We start from the raw sequence: 22345 nt of genomic DNA on the forward strand, positions 1-22345 counted from the left end.
TCGGTCAGGGCTGGATGGATCACTGCCCAGGACGCAGGATGGTCTTCCACGCCGAGCACTCGCCCGTGGGCCGCTGGGCCGTGCCCCGGCAGACCCGCACCTTGACCTGCCGCGCGTCGCGGTAGTCCTTCCTGAACGTGCCGACGCCCGGCACGCAGTTGTAGAAGCCGTGATCGCGCCGGCGCCCGTCGCGCGAGCCCTGCGAACGCAGCACCGCCCACGCGCAGCCCTTGCCGCGCGTGTCCTCCAGATTGCCGGTCACGAGGTGGCCGAACTGGTGGATGGCGACCTCGCCCCAGGCCGAGGCCATGCCGTCGGCGGAGTGCACGGCGCGCCACTTGCGCAGCGCGGGCGTGGCGGCGGCCGGGACGCTCAGCGTCAGCGAGACGGCGGCGGCGGTGACCAGGACGACGAGCGAACGCATGAAAAGACTCCAGGTGGCGGTGACGATCGAACCCTCCTACGAATATTGCGCCGCTCTTGCGATCGGCTTGGAGATCGCTGATCACGTCACCAGCTCGCCCGCCGGGCGGCGCGGGCTGCGCGCCACGTACGGGCCGTAACCGAGCCTGATGATCATCTGGGCGTGGCCGCGCCGGTGGTACGGGTCGCGGCGGCTGCGCATGTCCCGCAGGTCCAGCGGCTGGTTCAGGAACGACGCCGACACGTCGTGCAGGGCCGCGACCAGCAGCACTCGCTGCAGCGCCTGACCGGCACGCAGCCAGTCGGCGGGACGGTCGCCCATCGTGGTCAGCACCGCGAGCTGCGGCCGCTCCTCGAAACGCGCCTCGCCGTCGTGCCGGCCGAAGTCCCGGACCGGCGAGGGGTCGCGCAGCGCCCGCGGCCCGTGCACGTGGCCGGGCAGGCCGTCGTGCCGCGCGCCCCGCATCGTCCAGGCCGCCACCTCGGCCAGGTAGCCGCGGTCGCGGGCGAGCTCGTCCTCGGCGATGGCCGCGTAGTCGAGCATGTCGGCCGTGGCGGGCCGGCCGAGGCGCACCAGGGCCGCGCCCTCCCGGGAGGCCGCCAGCCGCAGCTCCTCCCACACCGCGCGCGGCAGGCTCCGGCTGATGAACGGGCGGCGGCTGGTGCGGCGCACCGGGATGAGGTCGTACAGCTCGCGGGCGTCGCCGGGAACGGGCGACGCCGCGCCCAGGCGGACGGCCGCCAGCAGGCCGGGCTCCTCCCCGGGCGACGGCAGCAGCCACACCATCGGCCGCCACCCCGCCGTCCGCACCGCCAGGCGCAGGTTGAACAGCGCCGCGCCGCAGCTCACGTGCTGGTTGCGGCCGCGCGGATCACCGACCCGCAACCGCCGGTCCTGGTCGGCGAGCACCTCGACGTACTCGCCGCGCACCACGCGGAAACGCCAGGGCTGGGTGTTGAGCACCGACGGTGCCTGGCCGGCCGCCACCAGCAGCCGACGGACACCGAGCTCGGTGGCGATCGAAGCGGACATCGCACACACCTCCTGCCACCGACGCTCGCGCACCGGCCCCGCCCCCGAAGAGTGCCGGACGGCCTCCTGGCGGCGCCGAAGGTCCCACGGCGGGGGCAAGGACCAATGACCTTCGAGCGCGGGTCCTACGGCACTGAGCACGGAAGGCTCCCGGCGGTGTGATGGAGGCGTGACAAGGACTGCACCACCGAGCTGGAAAGGGAGGCTCGTCATGGCAAGCACCATCCACCAGCCGCAGGCGACCGTGGAGACCGCCGTTCGCCGCCCCGTCGACTACGTCTGGGCGGCCGCCCGGATCTCGATCGGCTGGATCTTCCTGTGGGCGTTCCTCGACAAGACCTTCGGGTGGGGCTTCGCCACCCCCGCCGAGCGGGCCTGGATCAACGGCGGCAGCCCGACGACCGGCTTCCTCAAGAGCACGGGCGAGAACGCGCTCGGCGGGCTCTTCGGCTCGCTGGCCGGTCAGGCCTGGGTGGACTGGCTGTTCATGGCCGGCCTGCTCGGCGTCGGCCTGGCCCTCATGCTCGGCATCGGCACCCGGATCGCCGCCGGCGCGGGCACCGCGATGCTGCTGCTCATGTGGGCCGCGGAGCTGCCCCTGGAGAACAACCCGTTCATGGACGACCACATCATCTACTCGATCGTCATCATCGGCCTGGCCCTCGCCGGAGCGGGCCGCACCCTCGGGCTCGGCAACCTGCCCATCGTCCGGCGCACCCCATGGCTCAAGTAGCGGGCCACCCCGCCCACCCCCCGGACGCCGGGGGGTGGGCGTTTCGCCGTGCCGTCACTCGAACAGCGACGGGTCCCCCGTGCCGACGCGGAGGATCTCGGGCTCGTCCTGCGACAGGTCGACCACGGTCGTCGGGGTCGCGCCGCACTCGCCGGCGTCGATCACGGCGTCCACCGAGTGGTCCAGCCGCTCCTTGATCTCCCAGCCCTGCGTCGGCGGCTCGTCCTCGTCCGGCAGCAGCAGGGTGCTCGACACCAGCGGCTCACCCAGCTCGGCCAGCAGCGCCTGCGTCACCACGTGGTCGGGGATCCGCACCCCCACCGTCTTCTTCCTGGGATGCAGCAACCGCCGCGGCACCTCCTTCGTCGCCGGCAGGATGAACGTGTAACCGCCAGGCGTCGCCGCCTTCACCAGCCGGAACACCGCGTTGCTCACATGCACGAACTGGCCGAACTGCGCGAAGTCCCTGCAGATCAGGGTGAAGTGGTGGTCGCTGCCGAGGCCGCGGATCTCCCTGATCCGGTCGATGCCCTCCTTGTTGCCCGGCCGGCAGCCCAGCGCGTACGAGGAGTCGGTCGGGTACGCGATCAGCCCGTCGGCGCGCAACAGGTCGACGACCTGGCCGATCAGGCGGGGCTGGGGGTTTTCCGGGTGAACGTCGAAGTATCTGGCCACTCTCGGATCCTAGAAGCGGTCCACCACCACCCAGGACATCCGGCGTCTAGACTCTGCGCGCATGCGCCTAAAGACGATCTTCGCGCTGTTCCTGGTCTACCTCGTCACCGCGGCACCCCTGTTCCTGCCCGGTGAGCTGCGGGTGGTCCTCCAGCCCGCCACCGGCGACGGGGTCGAGGTGTTCTACGAGGTCACCTCTCCCGTGATGCTCAGGTCGTACGAGGGGATCGAGCCCTTCAACCGGGCGCGGCTCCTCGCCGAGCAGCGGGCCGAGGCCTACCCGGACGACCTCGGCCCCCCTTACATCGCGCACGGCGGGGCGTACCGGCTCGTCGCCCCCTACGTCACCGAGCGGGGCCGCGCGCTGGCCACCCCGGTGATCTCCGGCGTGTACTGGCAGGACGGGCGGCGGGTCAGGTTCGACATCGTGCCGGAGGTGCGGCGGGTCGCCAACAGCCAGGCGGCGCTGAGCCGGCTGCGCGAGAGCACGGCGGGGTCCGAGGAGCCAGCCGTCCACGCGGGCGGCATCGACGCGGAGGTCAACCGGATCGTCCTGGAGACGAACGTCTTCGATCCGGGCCTGCGCCGCCGCCTGGCCGAGCGGTACGGCGGGCTCGTCATGGTGAAGTGGGATCCGTTCGGGGGGCCTATGAAGCTCCTGTGAGGAGCTGTTCGACGAGGTCGGCGGCGCGCGTGGTGCCGCCCTCTGCGCGCGCGTCCGCCTGGAGCCGCGCGGAGCGGCGGGCGACCTCCGGGTCGGCGGTGAGTTCGAGCAGCGCGGACCGCAAGGCGGCGGCGGTGGCGTCCGCGGTGTCGATGCGCCGGGCGACGCCCAGCTCCACGAGCCGGTCGGCGTTGAGGAACTGCTCGGCGCCCTGCGGAACGGCGATCATCGGGACGCCGGCCAGCAGCCCCTCGCCGCAACCGCCCATGCCGGCGTGGGTGACGAACGCGTCCGCCCGCTCCAGGATCGCCCGCTGCGGCACCCAGGGATGCACCTCGACGTTCGCCGGGATGTCGCCCAGCTCGGCCGCGTCGGTGTGCCGGCCGATCTGCAGGACGACGTGCCAGCCCGGCAGGTCGCCGAAGGCGGCCAGGCACTGCCGGTAGAACTCGGGCTGCCGCGTGTACGCCGACCCCAGGGAGATCAGCAGCACCTTGCCCGCGCCGGCGGGGGGTGTCCACTCGTCCTGCTCGCCGGGCGGGCCGTAGCAGGGGCCGACGAAGGTCACCGTGCCGGTGTCCACCTGGTCGGCGTGCGGCTGCATGGCCCGCGTGGTCAGCGCCAGAGCCCGCGACGGGACGCCGGAGAAGGCGTCCACGTCGGTGGTGGACGCCCCGGAACCGGCCAGCCACCGCGCGAACCTGTCCTGGTACGCGTCCGCGCCCGGCAGCCGCCGGATCTGCGCCGCCACGTCCTCGTCGTAGCCCTTCCAGGCCACGAACGTCGGCGACAGTTGCAGCAGCGGGCGGCCCTGCGACTCGGCGAGGGCGCGGGCGGCGTAGGCGCCGATGTCGTACAGGTACAGGTCCGCCGGATCCTCGTCGTAGGCGGCGCGGAGCTGCGGGAGCGCCCGCATGGCGTCGTCCAGGAAGAGGCTCATCGCCGCCACCGGGTCGTCGGGCCAGGAGTCGTCGGCCACCGGCAGCACGGAGGTGCAGGTGACCGGCTCGGCGCCGGTGGCGGCGATCAGGTCGCCGACCACGGGATCGTTGGCGTAGGTCACCCGGTGGCCGCGGGACACCAGCTCACGGATGATCTCCAGGCTGGGCAGCACGTGGCTGACGATCGGGATGCCGGCCATCGCGATGTGCGCCATGGTCACTTTCCTCCGGGGGTGGCGGCTACGAGGTCGGCGACGCTGCCCGACATGATCGTACGTACGTGCCCGGTGATGTGCTCCGCAGGCCAGTCCCACCAGGCCACCGCCAGCAGCCGGGCGACGTCCGCCTCGCTGTAGCGGGTGCGGATCAGCCGGGCCGGGTTGCCGCCGACGATCCCGTAGTCGGGCACGTCGGAGGTCACCACGGCCCCGGCGCCGATGATCGCGCCGTGCCCGATCCTGACGCCCGGCATCACCGTCGCGCCGTAGCCGAACCAGACGTCGTTGCCGACCACTGTGTCGCCGCGGCTCGGCAGGCCGGTCAGCAGGTCGAAGTGCTGCGCCCACGAGCCGCCCATGGTGGGGAAGGGGAAGGTCGAGGGGCCGTCCATGCGGTGGTTGGCGCCGTTCATGATGAACCGCACGCCCGTGCCCAGCGCGCAGAACCTGCCGATGACCAGCCTCTCGGGGCCGTAGTGGTAGAGCACGTTGCGCGTCTCGAACGCGGTCGGATCGTCGGGGTCGTCGTAGTAGGAGTACTCCCCGACCTCGATCAGCGGGGACTTCACCAGCGGCCGGAGCAGCACCACCCGCGGCTGCTCCGGCATGGGGTGCAGCACGGTCGGATCGGCGGGGACGAGCGGATTCATGAGGTGCGGCTCCGTTAACGCGACAACTTGTACATTAAGATGGTGGCATGGAGCGGTTCGATGAGCAAACCGATGAAGCGGCGACGGCGGCTGAGAAGGCGCCGCCCAGGCGTCGTCCGGGCGGCCGGACGAGCCGCACCCGCGCGCGGGTGCTCGACGCCGTCCGGGCCGAGCTGGCCGAGCACGGTTACGACGGGCTGAGCCTGGACGGGGTCGCGGCCCGCGCGGGCGTGCACCGGGCGACGGTGTACCGGCGCTGGCGGGACGTCGGCGGCCTGCTCGCCGACGTCCTGGAGGCGACGGGGGACGACGACTGGCAGCCCGAGGACACCGGCTCCCTGCTGGGCGACCTGATCGTGCTGAACCGGGAGAACCTGGGGGCCATGACCGCGCAGCCGTCGATGGCCGCCGCGCTCATCGCCGCCTCGTTCCGTTCCGAGGAGGCCGCCCGTGGGCTGCGGCGGCTCTGGGAGGATCGCTACACCCGCTGCGAGGTGATCGTCAGCCGGGCGGTCGGGCGTGGGGAGCTGCCGCCGGGGACGGATGCGCGGCGGCTGCTGGTCGCGGCCACGGCGCCGCTCTACCACCAGCTCGTGCTGCTCCGTACGCCGCCGGACCCCGACCTGCCGGAACAGGCGGCCAGGACCGCCGTCCTCGCCGCCTCCGCAGGCGCCTTCACGCCCGAGCCGTCAACCACCCCCGCCTCCGCGTCCGGGCCGTCAGCCCCCTTCGCCTGACAGCGGGCCGTCAGCCCCCTACGCCTGACAGCGGGTCGTCGCCGAAGACGGCGGCGAGCGCCTTGGCGATCAGGCCGGGCAGTTCCTCGCGCCCGTCTCCCTCGGCCCACCGCACCAGCGCCGTGTGCAGAGCGGCCAGGCACGCGCTGGCCGCCGCCTGCGCCTGGAACGCCGCCTCGGGGTCTGCGGCGTCGTCACCCAGAGCACCGATGATCGCCTGCTGAAGGGCGTACTGGTTGTCGAGGTGCTTGGCCCGCAACGCGGGCGTGGAGATCATCAACCGGAGCCGCGTGAGCAGGAACTCCCTGGCCCCTTCGTCCCCGGTCAACGCGGCCCCCGACTCGACCAGCGCACCCCCGATCCGCCGCACCAGCGCCGGCCCGGCCCCCGACGCGGCGATCCGCTCGGCCACGAGCCGGCCGTGCTGATCGGCCAGGACGAGGTCCTCCTTGGTCGGGAAGTGCCGATACACGGTCATCGGCGACACCCCGGCGGCCTCCGCGACGTCCGTCACGGTCGTCGCGTCGTACCCGCGCTCGGCGAACAGCCGCACCGCGTGCGCCTGGATCGTGCGCTGCGTCTGGGCTCTCCTGCGCTCCCGCAGTGTTGAGTGCTGATCGGCCATGTGGTAGACACTACCGCAGTGATAGTCACTACCAGTTTGGTAGCAACTAACGGAAACGGGATGGTCGACATGGACGGCAGAACGGCTCTGGTCACCGGCGCGTCGCGCGGCATCGGGCAGGCGATCGCGCTCCGGCTGGCCGCCGCGGGCGCGACGGTCATCGTGCACTTCGGCACGGACGAGGACGGCGCACGCGAGACGGTCGCCGAGATCGAGCGCGAAGGCGGCGCCGCGCACACCGTCGGCGCGGAACTGGGCACGGACGGCGACGTCGAGACGCTCTTCACGGAAGTAGAGGCGGCCCTGGCGGGACGGCCGCTCGACGTCCTGGTCAACAACGCGGCGGCGCCGCCCGCCGGGCCGCTCGGGGCGACGACGCGGGCCGCGTTCGACCGCCTCTTCGCGGTGAACGTGCGCGCGCCGTACTTCATCATCCAGCGGGCGCTGCCGCTGCTGCGCGACGGCGGGCGGGTCATCACGATCTCGTCCGTGGCGACCCGGATGGCCAACCCGGCGCAGACGTCGTTCGCCATGACCAAGGGCGCCGTCGAGACCATGACGCTGACCCTGGCCAACGAGCTCGGCGCCCGCGGCATCACCGTGAACGCGGTCGCTCCCGGCGCCACCAGGACGGCCACCAACGGCGCGATCTTCGAGGCGCCTGGCCTGGCCGACCTCATCGCCGCTTCCACGGCGCTGGATCGGGTGGGCGAGGCGGGCGACGTGGCCGACGTCGTCGCCTTCCTCGCCTCGGACGCCGCCCGCTGGATCACCGGCCAGGTCATCGACGCCAGCGGCGGCCTGTTCCTGGGGCCGCGCGCGGCCTGACCCCAGGGACGCGGGTCACCCCCACTGACCCCGCACAGTCCGGGCCCGGCGGCGGGAGGTCATCCCCACTGGCCGGGCCGGTAGTCTCCGGCGGGCTGCCGGGTGGCGACGTTCAGCCGGTTCCAGGCGTTCATGACGGCGATCAGGCCCACCAGCGCGGTGAGCTGCTCCTCGTCGTAGTGCTCGGCGGCCCCGGCCCACGCCTCGTCGGACACTCCGCCGGAGCCGTCGGCGATGCGGGTGGCCTGCTCGGTTAGCTCCAGCGCCGCGCGCTCGGCGGCGGTGAACACGGTGGCCTCGCGCCACACCGCGACCAGGTTGAGCCGCACCGAGGTCTCCCCGGCGTGCGCGGCGTCCTTGGTGTGCTGGTCCACGCAGACGGCGCAGCCGTTGATCTGGCTGACCCTGAGCTGCACCAGCTCCCGGGTCGCGGCGGGCAGGGGCGAGTCGTGCACGACCCTGCTCGCCGAGACGAGGTACTTCGCGATCCTGGCCCCGACGGGGTTGCCTGCGTAGTCGAGACGGGCGTCCATGGTGATCTCCTTGCCGTGCGGTGGTTACACCCAGGCGACGAAGTGATCGGGCGCACGGGGACAATCTTCGAGGAAATAGTCCCCGGTACGGCCGTTCGCCCGTCGTACAGGTGAGAACAGTGGAGGCCGCCATGCAGTACGCCCTGATCATCTACGAGGAGCCCGGCTACCTCGACGCCCTGCCGCAGGAGGAGCGCGAGGCGGCGTACGCGGAGTATCGCGCGCTGGCCGAGGACCCCCGCTACGCCGGCGGCGCGCAACTGCAGCCGGTCGAGACGGCGACCGGCGTGCGCGTGAGCGGCGGCCGGACGCTGGTGACCGACGGCCCGTTCGCCGACACCAAGGAGGTGCTCGGCGGGTTCTGCCTGGTCGAGGCGGCCGACCTGGACGAGGCGATCGAGCTGGCGGCGCGCGTCCCGGCCGCCAGGCTCGGCGGCGTGGTGGAGATCAGGCCGGTGGGGCGGCTCTGAACGCGCTGGAGGAGGTCTTCAGGGACGAGTGGGGCAGGGTGCTGGCCTCGCTGGTCGGGTTCCTCGGCGACTTCGACCGCGCCGAGGAGGCCGTGCAGGAGGCGTTCGCGATCGCGGCCGAGCGCTGGCCCAAGTCCGGAATGCCAGACAGGCCGGGCGCGTGGCTGGTGACGACGGCCCGTAACAGGGCGATCGACCGCGTACGCCGCGAGCGCACCCTGGCCGGGAAAATGCACCTGCTGCAGCCATCCGAGGTCGTCATGGACGAGTTCGACGACACGGTCGTCAAGGACGAACGACTGGAGCTCGTCTTCGCCTGCTGCCACCCCGCGCTGCCCCTGGACGGGCAGGTGGCGCTCACGCTGCGGGCACTCGGCGGCCTGGAGACCGCCGAGATCGCCAGGGCCTTCCTGGTCTCCGAGGAGACCATGAAACGGCGGCTGTCCCGCGCCAAGGCCAAGATCAAGGCGACCGGCATCCCGTTCAGGGTGCCCGCCGCGCCCCTGCTGCCCGAGCGGCTCGACGCGGTGCTCGCCGTCGTCTACCTCATCTACAACGAGGGCTATCGCGGCCGGGTGGACCTCGGCAGGGAGGCCCTGCGCCTGGGCCGGCTGCTCGCCGCGTTGATGCCGGACCAGCCGGAGGCGCTCGGCCTGCTGGCCCTGATGACGATCCACCACGCCAGGCGGCGGGCCCGCTTCTCCGGCGAGGACCTGGTGCTGCTGGAGGATCAGGATCGGTCGCTGTGGGATCAGCGCGGCATCGCGGAGGGGCGCGCGGTGCTCGACCGGGCCATCGCGCTGGGCGGGCGCGGCGCCTACGTCGTCCAGGCGGCGATCGCGTCGCTGCAGGCGCGGGAGCGGATCGACTGGCCGCAGGTGGCCGCGCTCTACCGGCGGCTGGCCGGGCTCACCGGCTCGGCGGTGGTCGAGCTGAACGGCGCCGTCGCGCTGGCCCAGGCGGGCGACCCCGCCGCCGCGCTGCGCGCCGTCGACCGGCTCGGCCTGGACGGCTACCTGTACTTCCACTCCACGCGCGGCGAGCTGCTGCGGCGGCTCGGCCGCGACGCCGAGGCAAGGGACGCCTACGGCCGGGCGCTCGCGCTGGCCACCTTGGCCCCCGAGCGGCGGTTTCTCACGCGGCGGCTCGAACAACTCTGACGAGTTGTCCCGGGAGGGCGTGCCCGTTCGTCGCCTCAATGCGGGCGACGGACGCCCGCGCCACATCGGAGGAGAGTTCAGATGCGGACCAGCAACAAGGCGGCGTTCCGGCGCTTCCACGAGGCGATCAGCAGCGGCGACGCGGACGTCATCGCCAAGGCGATCGGCGAGCTCGTCCAGCCGGACGTGCGCTTCCACGCGCCCGCGCCGGCCGCGCCAGGCGGGGCGGAGGCGTTCACGCGGGTGTGGGACATGCTCCTGCGCGCGTTCCCCGACCTGCACGTCCAGATCGAGGACGTGATCGAGGAGGGCGACCTGGTCGCCTGCCGGAACACCGTCACCGGGACCCACCGGGGCGAGTACCGCGGCCTCGCGCCGACCGGCAGGACCGTCACGTACGGGGAGATGTTCGTGGTGCGCTTCTCGGACGGCAGGATCGCCGAGATCTGGGGCGTCGTGGACGTGTTCTCGCAGCTGCGCCAGCTCGGAGCCCTGCCCGCCTGACCTGGGCGTTCGTATTGTCCAACGGTCCTGGACGGACGCTGGACAAAGAACGCTTGCCGTTCGCGGGGGCCGCCGTACAGCGTGGAGACAGAGCCCCGGCGCACAGGTCGCCGCCCGACGGGGGCGGCAGGCGAAGCCGATCCGGGGCGTCCCGAGACGAGAAAGAGGATCATGACGTACTCGAAGCTCGCCCCCGCGGCCGCCGGACTCGCCGCCGCCCTCGCGCTGCTCGCCGTCCCGTCCGCCGCGTCGGCCGCCACCGCGCAGAGCACGGCGCAGGCTCAGTCGCTGAGCGTCCACCGGGCGTCGGCGTCGTGCACGTCGCCACGGGGGCAGAAGATCAACGTCTCGTGGGGCGACGGCAACGTCTCCACCACGGTCTACTTCAACAACCACTGCAACCAGAAGCGGTGGATCGAGCTGAAGTTCGTCAAGCAGAACCACGACTACTTCTGGAAGTGCGTGCCGGTCAACCCGCGTACCAGCGGCAAGAAGAAGTTCGACAACTCGAACCCGGACAAGGTCGTCCTCACCAAGAAGAAGACGAACTGCTAGCCGCGACCGATCGGCTCGGGCCCCGCCGCCGGCGGGGCCCTTCGCAGTTTGACAGCCCCGCACGCCTGCCTGATACTCGGATCCGAGTGATAGGAGGCAAGTGATTGGACACGACTAAGAAGCGCCCGGTGTCGAACGCCCTGGGCCTGGCCGTGCTCGGGCTGCTCATCGAGACCCCGATGCACCCGCACGCCATGGCCGCCACCCTGCGCGAACGCGGCCAGGACCGGGCGTTCAAAGTGACCACCGGCTCCCTGTACGACGTCGTCCGCGCGCTGGAACGGGCCGGATGGATCGAGGCGCGCGAGACCGTCAAGGTCGGCGCCCGGCCCGAGCGCACCGTCTACCAGCACACCGAGCTCGGGCGGGCCGAGTTCGGCCGCTGGGTCGAGGAGCTGATCCGCGTCCCGGCCGCCGAGTACCCGAAGTTCCTGTCCGCCGTCGGCTACCTGGGCGCGCTCGGGCCCGGCGGCGCCACGGCCGCGCTGCGCGAACGCGCCACGCGGTTGCGCGCGACGCTGGAGGAGTACCGGCGAGAGCACAGTGAGCTGCTGGCGAGCGGGAAGGTGCCGCGCCTGTTCGTGATCGAGGTGGAGTACGCCCTGCGCATGCAGGAGGCCGAGCTCGGCTGGGTCGAGGAGATCGCCGCCGACATCGAGACGGGCCGGCTGGCCTGGCCTGATGTGACCGGGCAGGCGCCTGCCGGGGAGGAGAGCCGATGAGCGGCCGTAACGGGACCGAGGCGCCGGTGAGCGGTGGCGGCGCGGCCGAGATGGCGGTAAGCGGCGGCGGCGCGAGCGCGGGGTCGGTGAGCGTTGGCGGCGCGGCCGAGACGGCGGTGAGTGGCGGCGGTGCGAGCGGGGCGGCGGTGAGCGGCGATGGCATGATCATGGTGGTGGGCGCCGGGCCCGCCGGGCTGATGCTGGCGGCGGAGCTGAGCCTCGCCGGGGCCGAGGTGACGGTGCTCGACGGCCTGCCGGAGCGCTCGCCGTTCTGCCGGGGCTTCAACCTGAACGCCCGCAGCCTGGAACTGCTCGACCGGCGCGGCATCGCCGGACGGTTCCTGGCCGAGGGGCCGACCGTCACGGCGAGCATGTTCGCCGACCCGGCCCGGCCGCTCGACCTGACGCAGATGGACAGCGGCCACCCGTACGTGCTGGGCATCGCGCAGACGCGCGTCGAGGAGCTGCTCGAAGAGTGGCTGGCCGAGCTGGGCGTCAAGGTGCGCTGGGGCCACACGCTCGTCGACCTGCAACAGGACGGCGACGGGGTCGAGGTGACCATCGAGTCCGGCGGCAGGCGGCAGCGCACGCGCGTCGCCTACCTGGTCGGATGCGACGGCAGCCGCAGCACCGTACGCAAGCGCGCAGGCATCGCCTTCCCCGGCACGCCCGCCACCAGCTACGGCGTGCTCGCGGACGTCGAGCTGGCAGACCCCGCCGCGCTGCCGTTCGGCGTGACGCGGGGCGAGCGCGGCGCGGCGTTCGTGATCCCCAGGCCCGGCTACGTGCGCATCGTGCTCGACGACCCCGAGCCGCCCGCCGACCGGGACGGGCCGGTGACCCTGGCTTACTTCCAGCGCCTGCTGGACGACCAGCTCGGCCGCCGGGTGGAGCTGCGCGAGCCGCGCTGGCTCACCCGGTTCGGCAACGCGGCCCGCCTGGCCGACCACTACGTCTCCGGACGGGTGATGCTGGCCGGCGACGCCGCGCACATCCACCCGCCGACGGGGGCGGTGGGGGTGAACGTGGCGCTGGCCGACGCGGTCAACCTCGGCTGGAAGCTCGCGGCCACCGCGCTCGGCCACGCCCCCGCCGGTCTCCTGCACAGCTACCACGAGGAACGGCACGAGGCGGGGGAGCGGCTGCTCGGCACCCTGCGCGCCCAGGCGGCCCTCGCCGGGCACGACCAGGATCTGGCGCCGGTGCGCGACCTGTTCGGCCAGCTCGTCGAACGGGTGCCGGGCGTCGGCAAGTACCTGGCCGAGCTGGCGGCCGGGGTGAGCACCCGGTACGACCCGAAGATCCCCGGCGAACACCCGTGGCTCGGCCGCCTCGCCCCCGACCTGGAACTGACCACCGACGGCCGCCTTGCCCCCGACCTGGAACTGACCACCGACGGCCGCCTCGCCCACGGCCCGGAGCCGATCACCGACGGCCGCCTCGCCCACGGCCCGGAGCCGATCACCGACGGCCGCCGCACCAGCGTCGCCGAGCTGCTGCGCCCCGCCCGCCCGCTCCTGCTTCGCCTCGGCGACCGGCCCCTACCGGCGGCAGGCGGCGGCTGGGTGGACACCCTCGACGCCCGCTGCCTCGCTCGGCCCGACCTCGAAGGGCTGCTGATCCGCCCGGACGGGCACACCGCCTGGGTCTCCACCACGTCCGACCCCCAGCCGACCGGCACCCTCGCCACCGCCCTCGGCACCTGGTTCGGCGCGCCGGTCGACCTTGGATCGCCCCGTTGACGGAATAGCGCTGCAGGAGCAGGAGGGTTGCGAGGAGGATGAGGCTTCGACGTTGCGTGATCATGGCGTGCTTCCGGGGAAGGACGCTGTCCCTCGCGGTCGGGGCGTGGTGCGCAAATCGTTAAGTTACGCGCGTAGCAAGCCGGGTCGAGGGGTGCGGCAGCGGCTCAGGCGGAGTGGCGGCGTACGAGGCGGGCCGGGACGACCAGCTCCGTGGACGGCTCGTCGATGGCGCCGCGCAGCCGTTCGAGCAGCCGCATGGCCGTGGCCCGGCCGATCTCGCGGGCCGGGTTGGCCATCGTGGTCAGGCCGGGCGACACCATGCCGGCGGCGTCGATGTCGTCGAAGCCCATCACCGCCAGGTCCTCCGGCACGCGCAGGCCGCGCCGCGCCGCCACGTCGAGCGCCCCGATCGCCATCACGTCGTTCGCGCACAGGACGGCGTCGGGCGGCTCGGGCAGCTCCAGCAGCCGCGACACGCCCTGCGCGCCGCCCGTCCGGCTGAACTCGGTGTGCGCCACCAGCGCCTGATCGGCCGGCACCCCGGCCTCGGCGAGCGCCGCGCGGTAACCGGCCACCCGCTCGGCCGCCGGGCCCTCGGCCGCGGGGCCGCACACGAAGGCGATCCTGCGGTAGCCGCGGGCCAGCAGGTGGCGGGTCGCCTCGGCGGCGCCGCCCTCGTCGTCGCTGTGCACCACGTCCACACCCCGCTGGGCCAGCCGCCCGCCCAGCCGCACCACGGGGATGCCCGCCTCGATGACCGGCAGCAGGTCCCCGGCGTGCGTGTGGAACACCGCGAACGCCAGCCCGTCCACCTGGCGGGCGATCATCTGCTCGATCGCCGCCTGCTCGATCCGCCGCATGCCGTCGGTGTTGCTGATGATCTGGTCGTAACCGGCGGGGCCCAGGACGTCCTGCAGACCGCGGGCCAGTGCCGGGTAGAACGGGTTGGTGATGTCGGGGATGATCAGGCCGATGGTCTGGCTGCGGCTCGTGCGCAGGCCCCTGGCCAGGACGTTCGGGCGGTAGCCGAGTTGTTCGATCGCCTGGAGGACACGGCGGCGGGTCTCCTCGGCGACGGGGCGGCGGCCGTTGAGGGTGTGGGAGACGGTCGTCGCGCTCACCCCGGCCAGGTCGGCCACCCGCCTGATGCTCGGCCGCTCACCCCTGACCAGGCGGGGTTCGTCTCGGGTGATGCCTTCCGGTGCGCCGTCGCCTCGTCCCGCTGATCCGGGCGGAGCGCCGTATGCGGGCGCGCCCGGGGGTGTGGTGCCGCGTCCGGGCGTGCCTGCTGGTGTGGTGCCGCGTTCAGGTGCGGCTGTGGGGGTGGTGCCGCCTGGGAGAGCGTCGTCTCCGGGGGTGACGCGGCGGCCCTGGAAGAAGGCTTCGAACGCGCCGCCGAGCACGGCGTAAGCCTCCTCCAGCGCACGCACGCCTCGCGCGACGGCCTCGGCGGGCGGCACCAGGTCGGCCGCCTCCAGCAGGATCGCCTCCCACACCTGGCGCAGAGGTCCGAGCGCCGCAGCCGCCAGGATCCGCGCCCTGAGACCGCCCGCGTCCGCCGCCCTCGCCGCGTCTCCCACCCCGGCCGGCGTCTCCGCCAGCGCCTCCGCGAGCGCACGCTCCCGTGCCGCGAACAGCTCCCGCCCGAACGCCCGCAGCGTCTCACTCCCGCGATACACCCGCCCGAACAGGGCGAGCTCCCCGGCAGGCGCGGCCCGCAGCAGCCCGCCGAGCGCCACCGCCGTCAGCCCGCCCCGCCGGTGCCGCACCACTTCGGCCGGATCGCCCGCCAGCAGCGGCTCGTGCTCGTAGAAGAGCTGCTCCTTGACGGGAAAGTAGTTGAACACGGTCTTGGCCGACACGTCCGCCGCCTCGGCGACCTCGCTGACCGTCACCGCGTCGAACCCCCGCAACGCGAACAACCGCAGTGCGGCATCGGCGATGGCGCGCCGCGTCTCGGCCTTCTTCCGCTCACGCCTGGCCGGGGGCTGCTGGGTGGGCATGCGGAGATCTTACGACGACAGGATCCTTTCAGCCGCTGAAAGTTCAGAGACCGCCGTCGGGCCGCCGTACTCCGGCTCCCGAGGGGTGCGTGAGTCTGGATCAAACGTCCTCTGACCCGGCAGACGCAAGCATCCAAAGCCAAATTGCACCATACGATCGAGATTTTGCGGATCTTCGTCGCTTCTCACCGTTCACTCGCTGAACAGTCAGACTCTTGACAGCCATATTTCGTCGCGGTAAGCAACTCGATGGATCCCGAAATATCCGTCCAAATCGTCAAGCGCAATCTCCACAAGCAAAGCGCGGCCGGCGCGCGCCTTGCCTGACGTCCCCCCGGTCAGGAAAGGAAGCCCATGTCTGTGTGGTCGAGGCTGCTCATCGCTGCGTCGCTGGTGTTCACCGGCGCGGCGGCGATCGACATCCCACCCGGCGACTACCAGCACGTCCAGCTCGCCCTCGGGCCGTCCGAGCTGGGTGAGCCCATGTCGCTGGCGGTCCTGCCCGACAGGTCGGTGCTGCACACCGCCCGCGACGGAACCGTCCGCCACACCGACGCCTCCGGCGCTACGAAGGTGGCGGGCAAGCTCGACGTCTACACCCACGATGAGGAGGGCTTACAGGGCATCGCCGCCGACCCCGGCTTCGCCGCCAACCGCTTCGTCTACCTGTACTACTCGCCCAAGCTGAGCACCCCCGCAGGCGACGCCCCGGTGACCGGCAGCGAGGCCGACTTCGCGCCCTGGAAGGGGCATCTGAACCTGTCGCGCTTCACGCTGAAGGCCGACAACACCCTCGACCTGGGCAGCGAGAAGGTCGTGCTGGAGGTGCCGAACGACCGCGGCCAGTGCTGCCACGTGGGCGGCGACCTCGACTTCGACGCCGCCGGCAACCTGTACCTGACCACCGGCGACGACACCAACCCCTTCGAGTCCAGCGGCTACTCCCCGCTCGACGAGCGCACCGACCGCAACCCCCAGTTCGACGCGCAGCGCTCCTCGGGCAACACCAACGACCTGCGCGGCAAGCTGCTGCGCGTCAAGCCGCAGCCGGACGGCACCTACACGGTCCCGGCGGGCAACCTCTTCCCGCCCGGCACGGCGGGCACCCGGCCCGAGATCTACGCCATGGGCTTCCGCAACCCGTTCCGGATGTCGGTCGACAAGCAGACGGGCACGGTCTACGTGGGCGACTACGGCCCGGACGCGGGCGGCGCCGACTCCTCCCGCGGCCCCGGCGGGCAGGTGGAGTTCGACCGGATCACCGCGCCCGGCAACCACGGCTGGCCGTACTGCACCGGCACCAACACGGCCGCCGAGACGTACAACGAGTACACCTTCCCCAGCGGCCCGTCCGGCGCCAGGTACGACTGCGCGGGCGGCCCGGTGAACAACTCCTTCCGCAACACCGGCCTGACCAGGCTGCCCGCCGCCAAGCCGAGCTGGATCAAGTACGGCGACGCGGGCTCGCCCCCTGAGTTCGGCGGCGGCTCGGAGTCGCCCATGGGCGGCGAGGTCTACCGCTACGACGCCGGCTCTTCCTCGCCGGTCAAGTTCCCGCAGTCGCTCGACGGCCGCTTCTTCGCCATGGAGTTCGGCCGCCAGTGGATCAAGGCGATCGCGGTCGGCGGCGACGGCGCGCCCGGCGTGATCGAGGACTTCCCGTGGGACGGCACGCAGATCATCGACTCGGAGTTCGGCCCGGACGGCGCCCTGTACGTGCTGGACTACGGCACGGGCGGCGGCAACCAGGCGCTGTACCGGATCGAGTACCTCGGCGGCGCCAACCGCAACCCGGTCGCCAGGGCCGCCGCCGACAGGACCTCCGGCAAGGCGCCGCTGACCGTCGCGTTCTCCTCGGCGGGCAGCTCCGACCCCGAGGGCGGCGCGCTCACCTACGCCTGGGACTTCGGCGACGACACGTCCGCCACGCAGGCGAACCCCACGCACACGTACGCGGCCAACGGCACGTTCCGCCCGACCCTGACCGTACGCGACCCGCAGGGCCTGACCGGGACCGCCAGCCTGGTGATCACCGTCGGCAACACCGCGCCTGCCGTCACGCTCACCACCCCGGCCGCCGGCCAGATCTTCTCCTACGGCCAGGCCGTGCCCTTCCGCGTCACGGTCACCGACCCCGAGGACGGCACCGTGGACTGCGCCGCCGTCAAGGTGACGTACCTGGTGGGCCACGACAGCCACACCCACGCCATCACCTCGAGGAACGGCTGCACGGGGTCGATCACCATCCCGCCCGACGGCGAGCACGACGCGGCGGCCAACCTGTACGGCGTGTTCGACGCCGAGTACACCGACAAGGGCGGGCTGACCGGCCACGACCTGCGCACCCTGCAACCGGCGCACCGCCAGGCCGAGCACTTCGGCGCGCAGCAGGGCATCCAGACCGCCGCCCACGGCGGGGCGGAGGGCGGCACCACGGTCGGCTTCACCGACAACGGCGACTGGATCTCCTTCGAGCCGTACCTGCTCGCGGGGGTGACCCGTGTGACGGCCCGCGTCTCCTCCGGCGGCCCCGGCGGCACCGTCGAGGTCCGCGCCGGTTCGGCGACCGGAACGCTGCTGGCCACGCTCACCGTCGCCAACACGGGCGGCTGGGACACCTTCACCGACGTCTCCACCACCCTGAACGGCGGCGCCCCCACCGGCCCGACCAAGCTGTTCCTCGTCTTCAAGGGCGTGACGGGCCAGGGCAACCTGCTCGACGTGGACGCCTTCACCTTCTCCGTGGCAGCGACGACGGCCGAGGGCGAGTCGTACACCTCCAGCTCGGGCGTGCAGGTCGCCGACCACCCGCCGGCCAGCGGCGGCAAGACGCTCGGCTACGTGGACAACGGCGACTGGGCGGGCTACGCGGGCATCGACACCGCCGGCGCGAAGACGTTCTCCGCCCGCGTCTCCTCCGCCGGCGTCGGCGGCGCCATCCAGGTCCGTTCGGGCTCGGCCACCGGCACCCTGCTCGGCTCGGTGCCCGTGCCGGTCACGGGCGGCTGGGAGACCTTCCAGAACGTCACCACCACCCTGACCGGCTCCGCCACCGGACCGCTGTTCCTGGTCTTCACCGGCGGCAGCGGCAACCTCTTCGACATCGACACGTTCACGATCACCAGGTAGGCGGCGATGCTGTCCAAACTCCTGAGCCTCACCCTCGTCGCGGCGAGCCTGACCGCCGTCCCCGCGAACCCGGCCTATCAGGTGCTGGTCTTCTCCAAGACCGCCGGGTTCCGCCACGACGCGATCCCCGCGGGCATCCAGGCCATCCGCGACCTCGGCGCCGCGAACAACTTCACCGTCACGGCCACCGAGGACGCCGGCGCCTTCACGAACCTGTCCGGCTACGAGGCCGTCGTCTTCCTCAACACCACCGGCGACGTGCTGAACGACACCCAGCAGGCCGCCTTCCAGCAGTACGTGGACGGTGGCGGCGGCTACGTGGGCGTGCACGCCGCCGCCGACACCGAGTACGACTGGCCGTACTACGGAAGGCTGGCGGGCGCGTACTTCAAGAGCCATCCCGCCATCCAGCAGGCCACCGTCCGCACCGAGGACCGCGCCCACCCCGCGACCGCGCACCTCGGCCCCGCCTGGACGCGCACCGACGAGTGGTACAACTACCGCGTCGGCCCCCGCACGTCCGTACGCGTCCTGCAGTCCCTGGACGAGACGACCTACAGCGGCGGCGACATGGGGGACCACCCCATCACCTGGTGCCACCCCCAGGGGCAGGGCCGCGCCTTCTACACCGGCCTCGGCCACACCATCGAGTCCTACGCCGACCCCGCCTTCCGCGGCGTGCTGCTCGGCGGCATCCGGTACGCGGCCGGGACGGCCAAGGCCGACTGCCGCCCCGAGACCGGCTACACCCCGATCTACAACGGCTCCACCAGCGGCTGGTCGCAGGCGGGCCCAGGCGGCTTCGCCAACGCCGACGCCACCCTGACCTCGCAGGGCGGGATGGGCCTCCTGTGGTACTCCGCCAGGGAGCTGGGCTCGTACTCGCTGAAAGTGGACTGGAAGGTGACCGGCGACAGCAACTCCGGCGTGTTCGTCGGCTTCCCCGCCTCGGGCGACCCGCAGTCCGCCGTGGACAACGGCTACGAGGTGCAGATCGACGCCACCGACACGGCCGACCGCACGACCGGCTCGATCTACGGGTTCAAGGCCGCCGACCAGGCGGCCCGCGACGCCGCGCTCAACCCGCCCGGCTCCTGGAACACCTACGAGCTGCTGGTGGAGGGCGAACGGCTGCGCGTCCACCTCAACGGCGCGCTGATCAACGACTTCACCAACACCGACCCCCGCCGTTCGCTGCGCCAGGGCCACGTCGGCATCCAGAACCACGGCGCCGCCGACCAGGTCGCCTTCCGCAACGTCCGCGTCAAGGAACTGGGCGGCGGCGGCGTCACCGCCGAGGGCGAGTCGTACACCTCCAGCTCGGGCATCCAGATCGCCGACCACCCGCCGGCCAGCGGCGGCAAGACGCTCGGCTACGTGGACAACGGCGACTGGGCGGGCTACGCGCACGTCACGACCGCGGGCGCCACCCGCTTCTCCGCCCGCGTCTCCTCCGGCGGCGTCGGCGGCGCCATCCAGATCCGTTCGGGCTCGGCCACCGGCACCCTGCTCGGCACGGTCACCGTCCCCGTCACCGGCGGCTGGGAGAACTTCCAGACCGTCACCACGACGCTCACCGGCTCCGCCACAGGACCGCTGTTCCTGGTCTTCACCGGCGGCAGCGGCAACCTCTACGACATCGACACCATCACCCTCGACGGCGGCGGCCCGGCGCCGCTCCTGTCGGACAAGGTGCACGTCTTCTACTACCCCTGGTACGGCTCGCCGCAGGTCAACGGCGGCTGGCGGCACTGGCAGCAGGGCGGCCGCACCCCGCCGGGCGACATCGGCGCCGACTTCTACCCGGCGCTGGGCGCGTACGACTCGGGAGACTTCGCCGGAACGGTCGCCCAGCACATGAAGTGGATCAGGCAGTCGGCGGCCGGGGTACTGGTGCTGAGCTGGTGGGGCCGCGGCAGCTACGAGGACGGCCTCGCCCGCGGCATCCTGGACGCGGCGGCCAGGGAAGGGCTCAAGGTCGCCTGGCACCTGGAGCCGTACGCCGGCCGCACCGCCGCCTCCACCGTGGAGGACGTCCGCTACCTCAACCAGACTTACGGCGCGCACCCGGCCTTCAGCGACGCCTTCTACGTCTTCGAGAGCCTGCGCATCACCGACTGGTCGGCCCTCGGCCAGGTGAACCAGGACAACGTCATCCTGGCCCAGACCACCGACACCAGCAAGATCGCCCACTTCAACGGCATGTACACCTACGACGCGATCGCCGGCGCCACCGCGCCCGGCTGGCAGCAGGCCGCCGACTACGCGCGGCAGCACGGGCTGGTGTGGGCGCCGTCCGTGGGGCCCGGCTACCTCGACGACCGCGCGGTGCCCGGCAACACCACCCCCACCCTGGCCAGGGACAACGGCGCCACCTACGACAAGGAGTGGGCCAACGCCCTGCAGACCCGGCCCACGTGGGTGTCGATCACCTCCTTCAACGAGTGGCACGAGGGCAGCGTGATCGAGCCCGCCGTGCCGCGTGCGGGTTACCAGAGCTTCGAGGGCGCCTACGGGCGTACGGGGGCGGCGGCCCAGACGGCGTACCTGGACCGCACGGCTTACTGGGTGGGCCGGTTCGCCGAGACCCGCTGAGATTGCTACTTGACGGACGATAGCAAGTACTTGCTATCGTCCGTCAAGTGACGACGACCGAAGAACACGTCGAGCTGGTGGGCGCGCTCGTCCGGCTGCTGGAGACCCGGGTGCTCGACCCCCTGGAGATCCTGCTCGCCTCCGACGAGCCGCTCACCCCGATCAAGGACCGCCTGCACGTGGAGGCCGAGGTCTGGGCGGCCCAGCTGCTCGGCCCCGACCGGCGGCAGGCCGCGCGGACCGCCGCGAAGCTCATCGCCGTCCTGTTCCCCGGCGACGAGCCCTTCGACCCGCCCGAGCAGTGGTGGCGCACCCCGCTCGGCCGCGCCGTGGCGCGCGGCGCCGGGCACCCCTCCGCGACGGCGGTCTCCTACTCCACGGCGGGCGCGATGCTCGGCATCACCCGCCAGGGCGTCCACGACCTGGTCAAACGCGGCAAGCTCGACAAAGATCCCGGGGGCGGCGTCACGACCTCCTCCATCCAGGCCCGGCTCAACCGTCCCAAGGAGAGCACCTCTTGACCGCACACGACCTCGTGATCGAAGACCGCCCCGTCCACCTGGCCGTCCGCGACCACGGCGGCGACGGCGCCCCCGTCCTGCTGCTGCACGGCCTCGGCGGCACCCTGCTGCACTGGGACGCCGTCGCGCCCCTGCTGACCGGCTCGCACCGCGTCGTCGCCATGGACCTGCGCGGACACGGCCTGTCGGGCGAGGGGCCATGGGAGTGGGAGGCCGTCCTGGACGACGTCCAGGCCGTCATCGACCACCTCGGCCTGGACGAGCCGCTCGTCGTCGGACACTCGCTCGGCGGCATGGTCGCCGTGCGGTGGGCGCTGCGCCACCCCGGCGGGCCCGGCATCGTCAACCTCGACGGACTGCGCTCGGCCGAGACCGAGCCGCGCCACTACGCCGGCCTCGCCCAGGACGAGCTCCAGGAGCTGCTCGCGGAGCTGAGATCCGTCTTCGACGCGCAGGCGGCGGCGATGGCGCAGCCGCTGCCGGAGGCGCACGCCGCGATGTACCCGCGGCGGTCGCTCCGCACCACCGCCGACGGCGTGTTCGTCCGGCCGGGCGCGGCGCTGGCCGGGCAGGTCCGGCACGACCCGTACTTCCTGGACAGCGTCCCGCCCGTCGCCGGCATCCGCTGCCCCGCCCTGTTCGTGCTGGCCACCCGGGACCTGCCCGGGCTGCCCGGGCGCGTCGCGGAGCTCATGCCCGCGCACCGGGCGGGCATCCGCCGCGACCTGCTGCCCCTCGTCGCCGACCGGCCCCACCTGCGCGTACTCGAACTGGACGCCAGCCACAACATGGTGGCCGAGCAGCCGGACGAGATCGCGCGGGCCGTGCTGAACTTCCCTCACCCCGCCCAGGTGCCTGACCTGGGAGCTCTCGGGTAGCGG

22 protein-coding genes are annotated in these 22345 nt (G+C 72.6%); 14 read left to right on the top strand and 8 right to left on the bottom strand.

Going from position 1 to position 22345, the window contains the following annotated elements; all coding sequences use genetic code 11:
• Positions 1-19: 19 nt before the first annotated feature.
• Both FXF51_RS42925 and FXF51_RS42930 read right to left on the bottom strand, forming a co-directional pair.
• Positions 20-424 carry a hypothetical protein gene (locus tag FXF51_RS42925; RefSeq protein ID WP_148440538.1) on the bottom strand — a complete coding sequence of 135 codons (405 nt, stop codon included), beginning with the start codon at positions 422-424 and terminating at the stop codon, positions 20-22.
• An 81-nt stretch (positions 425-505) separates the two neighbouring features.
• Positions 506-1456, bottom strand: a complete 951-nt coding sequence (locus FXF51_RS42930; protein WP_148440539.1) for an Acg family FMN-binding oxidoreductase — start codon at positions 1454-1456, stop codon at positions 506-508.
• 211 nt (positions 1457-1667) lie between these two features.
• On the opposite strand from FXF51_RS42930, the gene FXF51_RS42935 reads away from it, so the two are divergent.
• Positions 1668-2189, top strand: coding sequence for a DoxX family protein (locus FXF51_RS42935; RefSeq protein WP_148440540.1), 522 nt, complete (start codon positions 1668-1670; stop codon positions 2187-2189).
• 54 nt (positions 2190-2243) lie between these two features.
• Here FXF51_RS42935 and FXF51_RS42940 read toward each other — a convergent pair whose 3' ends face one another.
• Positions 2244-2864, bottom strand: a complete 621-nt coding sequence (locus tag FXF51_RS42940; RefSeq protein ID WP_148440541.1) for an L-threonylcarbamoyladenylate synthase — start codon at positions 2862-2864, stop codon at positions 2244-2246.
• A gap of 61 nt (positions 2865-2925) precedes the next feature.
• Here FXF51_RS42940 and FXF51_RS42945 point away from each other — a divergent pair, with 61 nt between their 5' ends.
• A complete protein-coding gene (locus FXF51_RS42945) occupies positions 2926-3528 on the top strand; it encodes a hypothetical protein (protein WP_148440542.1) in 603 nt (200 codons plus the stop codon).
• Here FXF51_RS42945 and FXF51_RS42950 read toward each other — a convergent pair.
• Positions 3512-4684: a macrolide family glycosyltransferase gene (locus FXF51_RS42950; RefSeq protein ID WP_262380201.1), complete on the bottom strand. Its 1173-nt coding sequence runs from the start codon at positions 4682-4684 to the stop codon at positions 3512-3514. The two genes, FXF51_RS42945 and FXF51_RS42950, sit on opposite strands and share 17 nt — an antisense overlap.
• Positions 4685-4686: 2 nt before the next feature.
• Complete coding sequence (locus FXF51_RS42955; protein WP_148440543.1) at positions 4687-5337, bottom strand: CatB-related O-acetyltransferase; 651 nt, start codon at positions 5335-5337, stop codon at positions 4687-4689.
• A 47-nt stretch (positions 5338-5384) separates the two neighbouring features.
• Here FXF51_RS42955 and FXF51_RS42960 point away from each other — a divergent pair, with 47 nt between their 5' ends.
• Positions 5385-6074 (top strand): TetR/AcrR family transcriptional regulator, encoded by a 690-nt coding sequence (locus FXF51_RS42960; RefSeq protein ID WP_148440544.1) that lies wholly within the window; start codon positions 5385-5387, stop codon positions 6072-6074.
• A gap of 10 nt (positions 6075-6084) precedes the next feature.
• Here FXF51_RS42960 and FXF51_RS42965 read toward each other — a convergent pair whose 3' ends face one another.
• The gene (locus tag FXF51_RS42965; protein WP_148440545.1) at positions 6085-6699 is read right to left on the bottom strand and encodes a TetR/AcrR family transcriptional regulator; all 615 of its coding nucleotides are present in this window, start codon (positions 6697-6699) and stop codon (positions 6085-6087) included.
• 69 nt (positions 6700-6768) lie between these two features.
• On the opposite strand from FXF51_RS42965, the gene FXF51_RS42970 reads away from it, so the two are divergent.
• The gene (locus FXF51_RS42970; RefSeq protein ID WP_262380202.1) at positions 6769-7527 is read left to right on the top strand and encodes an SDR family NAD(P)-dependent oxidoreductase; all 759 of its coding nucleotides are present in this window, start codon (positions 6769-6771) and stop codon (positions 7525-7527) included.
• Positions 7528-7586: 59 nt separating this feature from the next.
• On the opposite strand, the gene FXF51_RS42975 is transcribed toward FXF51_RS42970, so the two are convergent.
• Entirely contained in the window at positions 7587-8060 is a 474-nt protein-coding gene (locus FXF51_RS42975) for a carboxymuconolactone decarboxylase family protein (protein WP_148440547.1), read from the bottom strand.
• Positions 8061-8170: 110 nt separating this feature from the next.
• On the opposite strand from FXF51_RS42975, the gene FXF51_RS42980 reads away from it, so the two are divergent.
• From FXF51_RS42980 to FXF51_RS43005, 6 genes are all read left to right on the top strand, one after another.
• A complete protein-coding gene (locus FXF51_RS42980) occupies positions 8171-8530 on the top strand; it encodes a YciI family protein (RefSeq protein WP_262380203.1) in 360 nt (119 codons plus the stop codon).
• Positions 8531-8568: 38 nt separating this feature from the next.
• Positions 8569-9690: an RNA polymerase sigma factor gene (locus FXF51_RS42985; RefSeq protein ID WP_148440548.1), complete on the top strand. Its 1122-nt coding sequence runs from the start codon at positions 8569-8571 to the stop codon at positions 9688-9690.
• 81 nt (positions 9691-9771) lie between these two features.
• Positions 9772-10194 carry an ester cyclase gene (locus FXF51_RS42990; RefSeq protein ID WP_148440549.1) on the top strand — a complete coding sequence of 141 codons (423 nt, stop codon included), beginning with the start codon at positions 9772-9774 and terminating at the stop codon, positions 10192-10194.
• A gap of 171 nt (positions 10195-10365) precedes the next feature.
• Positions 10366-10749: a hypothetical protein gene (locus FXF51_RS42995; RefSeq protein ID WP_148440550.1), complete on the top strand. Its 384-nt coding sequence runs from the start codon at positions 10366-10368 to the stop codon at positions 10747-10749.
• Between the two features lie 128 nt (positions 10750-10877).
• The gene (locus FXF51_RS43000; RefSeq protein WP_262380204.1) at positions 10878-11471 is read left to right on the top strand and encodes a PadR family transcriptional regulator; all 594 of its coding nucleotides are present in this window, start codon (positions 10878-10880) and stop codon (positions 11469-11471) included.
• Entirely contained in the window at positions 11468-13213 is a 1746-nt protein-coding gene (locus FXF51_RS43005; RefSeq protein WP_222871716.1) for an FAD-dependent monooxygenase, read from the top strand. Before FXF51_RS43000 ends, FXF51_RS43005 begins: the two co-directional genes overlap by 4 nt.
• A gap of 167 nt (positions 13214-13380) precedes the next feature.
• Here the strand turns inward: FXF51_RS43005 and FXF51_RS43010 are convergent, their stop codons facing one another.
• The gene (locus FXF51_RS43010; RefSeq protein WP_148440551.1) at positions 13381-15219 is read right to left on the bottom strand and encodes a substrate-binding domain-containing protein; all 1839 of its coding nucleotides are present in this window, start codon (positions 15217-15219) and stop codon (positions 13381-13383) included.
• A gap of 354 nt (positions 15220-15573) precedes the next feature.
• Between FXF51_RS43010 and FXF51_RS43015 the strand changes: the two genes are divergently transcribed.
• From FXF51_RS43015 to FXF51_RS43030, 4 genes are read left to right on the top strand one after another with little or no spacing between them, the layout of a single operon-like run.
• Positions 15574-18348 (top strand): carbohydrate-binding protein, encoded by a 2775-nt coding sequence (locus FXF51_RS43015; protein WP_148440552.1) that lies wholly within the window; start codon positions 15574-15576, stop codon positions 18346-18348.
• A gap of 6 nt (positions 18349-18354) precedes the next feature.
• Positions 18355-20943 (top strand): ThuA domain-containing protein, encoded by a 2589-nt coding sequence (locus FXF51_RS43020; protein ID WP_148440553.1) that lies wholly within the window; start codon positions 18355-18357, stop codon positions 20941-20943.
• A gap of 47 nt (positions 20944-20990) precedes the next feature.
• Positions 20991-21464, top strand: a complete 474-nt coding sequence (locus tag FXF51_RS43025; RefSeq protein WP_148440554.1) for a hypothetical protein — start codon at positions 20991-20993, stop codon at positions 21462-21464.
• A complete protein-coding gene (locus FXF51_RS43030; protein WP_148440555.1) occupies positions 21461-22342 on the top strand; it encodes an alpha/beta fold hydrolase in 882 nt (293 codons plus the stop codon). Before FXF51_RS43025 ends, FXF51_RS43030 begins: the two co-directional genes overlap by 4 nt.
• Positions 22343-22345 lie beyond the last annotated feature (3 nt).

Origin of the sequence: Nonomuraea sp. PA05, assembly GCF_008086045.1 — a bacterium.
Lineage (GTDB): Bacteria > Actinomycetota > Actinomycetes > Streptosporangiales > Streptosporangiaceae > Nonomuraea > Nonomuraea monospora.